The sequence below is a fragment of the Duganella flavida genome, from assembly GCF_009857445.1.
GTDB classification, from domain to species: domain Bacteria; phylum Pseudomonadota; class Gammaproteobacteria; order Burkholderiales; family Burkholderiaceae_D; genus Rugamonas; species Rugamonas flavida.
On sequence record NZ_WWCN01000044.1, the window covers coordinates 1 to 2,619 of the forward strand.

Sequence of the window (2,619 nt, forward strand, 5' to 3'; positions counted from 1 at the left end):
TTGATGACCATAGTAAGTCGGTCCCACCCCTTCCCATCCCGAACAGGACCGTGAAACGACTCTACGCCGATGATAGTGCTGCAACCAGTGTGAAAGTAGGTTATCGTCAAGCTAGTTATTTAGAAAAAGCCCCTCCGGACAGTGTCCGGCGGGGCTTTTTTGCGTCCGTATGGACGGAACACGATGCGGGCGAGCTTACCACCGAGCTGCATCGCTACAAGCCGGATGCGGCTGCGGTGGCGTCCTCTGAACTTTAGAACTGGTAGCGCACGCCAAAGGTCAGCAGGCTGACTTCGCTCTTGGTCAGGTAGCTGCCTTCCAGGTTGAGCGACCAGTGGCGATTGAAGGCGTAGCCAACACCGAGACCCACGATCGGATCGGTGTCGTCATGGTCGCTCAGCGAAGGGCGATTGCCCTTCATGGTGGTGCGGCCGATGCCGAGGCGGCCGTAGATGCGGAAGTGCTGGTCCAGGTTGGCCGTGCCCAGTGCGGCGATACCGTAGTGCGTGTCCGGATAGTAGCCGGCAGGTGCAAAGCTGCCGCGGAAGGGATCGAGGCTGAGGCCGCGCGTATAAACTTCGAAGCCGAAGTTAGGCGTGTACTGGTAGCCGATGGCGGCGCTCAGGGTGGCGTCGCCACTATTGTCAGCATACTTGGATGAAATCGATGCGCGCCCGATGTCGGTCGACAAGTACACGCCGGGCTCGAAGGATTGGGCAAACGAAGGGGCGGCCGCCAGCAGGCCGAGTGCTACTGCGCTGATCATAAGACGCATGGATGCTCCTGATAAAAGAGTGGTACGACAGAACGCAGCATTTGCTTTTTTTGTAATGCTGCCCTGCGCGCATAGTACCCCGCAATTATTTTTAAAGCAATCTTGATGATTCTGCAGGTTGGACGGTCAGGAAGCGGCGCATAGCGTGCACTTCTTCGCTTGGACTGCGGCCGAAATAGCGCTTGAATTCGCGGCTGAACTGGGACGGACTTTCATAGCCGACCTGCGCCGATGCTGATTGCGCCGTGATATCGCTGCGTGCCATCAGCAACCGCGCCTGGTGCAGGCGGGCCGCCTTCAAATACTGGATCGGCGAGCAATGTGTCGCCGACTTGAAGTGGACGTGAAAAGCGGGCACGCTCATATTGGCCTCCGCCGCCAGCATGCCGACATCGATGTCCGCTGCATAGTCGGCATGGATGCGGCGCAGTGCCTTGGCAATGCGGCCGAACTGGCCCTGGCTAGTCAGCGCCGCGCGCATGGCGGCGCCTTGCTCGCCCATGAGTACCCGATAGCAGATTTCGCGCACGATGCCCGGCCCCAGCACGCGCGCTTCGAGCGGCGAGTTGAGCGCCTCAAGCAGGCGCTGCACGGTTTCACGCAGGCGCTCATCCATGCGGGTGGTCATCATCCCTTTGGGCATGGCCGGGATTTCATTGTCGGTCTGGTCGATGGCGAACATCAGGTCAGCCAGCGTGGTGCGGTCGACGCGGATTGAAATCCCCAGGAAGGGATGTTCTTCAGATGCTTCGGTAGTGGCGGTGAACGGCATCGGCACCGCCACTACCAGATAGTGATTGGCGTCGAACTGCAGGATATCGCTGCCAAAATAGGTTTGCTTGCGGCCCTGCAGCGCGATAGCGATGCAGGGATCGTACATGGCCGGCGACTTGGTCGCGCTCTGGGTGGAGCGCGTCAGGCGTACATCGTCCACCAGCGACTGGGTATAACCCTCGCTGCGCGCTAGTTGATTGTGCAAGGCAATCATGCGTTCCACACTACACTCCTCATTGCGATGATGAATAGGAATGATCCATGAATCCCGGGTGGGCCGCCAGCTTTGCTGCTGCGGTTTATAGTATTGGGCAAGAACTACATAGGCCTGAGCATTCGCAGTAGCCAGTTTAGTCCGTAAGATGCAGCCTCGTGTTAATGGCTTTGAAAGGATCGCATCATGACTCAAGCCCATCGCAAAGTAATTTTGATTGCCGGCGCCAGCCGGGGTAGTGGTCCGGCCACCGCGCGCCAGTTGGCAGGCGAAGGCCACCACGTGGTGCTGGGCGCCCGCCGCTCGAGCAAGCTACAGTCGCTGGTCACGGAAATCCGCCAGGCGGGCGGATCGGCTGAATGGTACGTGCTGGATGTGAACCAGCCGGATGAGATGCGTGAGTTCCTGGCGTTTGCTGAAGACGTGCACAAGCGCGTCGATGTCGTCATTAACAATTAGCCCTTGTCAAAGCGGGGTAGCCTTGTTATGATTCTGTCCCTCGCGAAACAAAGCATGCAAATGCAGAGTTAAGCGAAGAAAATGAAGTAAAAGAAGAGCTTGACGAAATGTTTGAAACGCTTCATAATCTTGCCTCTTCGCTGATGAACAAAACGCTTCTTCAGCTAGCAGTAAAAGACAACGATCTTTAAAAATTAACAGTCGATAAGTGTGGGCATTTGGTGCTGCAACAAAAAGCATTAAATGCTCAACAAAGAAATATTCAGTAGAAATACTGTCAGTATTTTTGAGAAGAGCGAACCAGTGACCAGCAGTGGTCACAAACAGAGATTAAACTAAAGAGTTTGATCCTGGCTCAGATTGAACGCTGGCGGCATGCCTTACACATGCAAGTCGA

At 56.2% G+C, this 2,619-nt stretch carries 4 protein-coding genes and 2 rRNA genes; 3 read left to right on the forward strand and 3 right to left on the reverse strand.

Annotated elements, in window-relative coordinates; all coding sequences use genetic code 11:
• Positions 1–112, forward strand: a 5S ribosomal RNA gene (rrf, locus tag GTP46_RS29045).
• A gap of 141 nt (positions 113–253) precedes the next feature.
• Here the strand turns inward: rrf and GTP46_RS29050 are convergent.
• Both GTP46_RS29050 and GTP46_RS29055 read right to left on the reverse strand, forming a co-directional pair.
• Positions 254–775, reverse strand: coding sequence for a porin family protein (locus tag GTP46_RS29050; protein ID WP_161010106.1), 522 nt, complete (start codon positions 773–775; stop codon positions 254–256).
• 91 nt (positions 776–866) lie between these two features.
• The gene (locus GTP46_RS29055) at positions 867–1,763 is read right to left on the reverse strand and encodes an AraC family transcriptional regulator (RefSeq protein ID WP_161010109.1); all 897 of its coding nucleotides are present in this window, start codon (positions 1,761–1,763) and stop codon (positions 867–869) included.
• Positions 1,764–1,949: 186 nt separating this feature from the next.
• On the opposite strand from GTP46_RS29055, the gene GTP46_RS29060 reads away from it, so the two are divergent.
• Positions 1,950–2,222 carry an SDR family NAD(P)-dependent oxidoreductase gene (locus GTP46_RS29060; protein ID WP_161010107.1) on the forward strand — a complete coding sequence of 91 codons (273 nt, stop codon included), beginning with the start codon at positions 1,950–1,952 and terminating at the stop codon, positions 2,220–2,222.
• Between the two features lie 6 nt (positions 2,223–2,228).
• Here the strand turns inward: GTP46_RS29060 and GTP46_RS29065 are convergent, their stop codons facing one another.
• Positions 2,229–2,543: a hypothetical protein gene (locus GTP46_RS29065; RefSeq protein ID WP_161010108.1), complete on the reverse strand. Its 315-nt coding sequence runs from the start codon at positions 2,541–2,543 to the stop codon at positions 2,229–2,231.
• 11 nt (positions 2,544–2,554) lie between these two features.
• Between GTP46_RS29065 and GTP46_RS29070 the strand changes: the two genes are divergently transcribed.
• Positions 2,555–2,619, forward strand: a 16S ribosomal RNA gene (locus GTP46_RS29070); the annotation flags it as partial.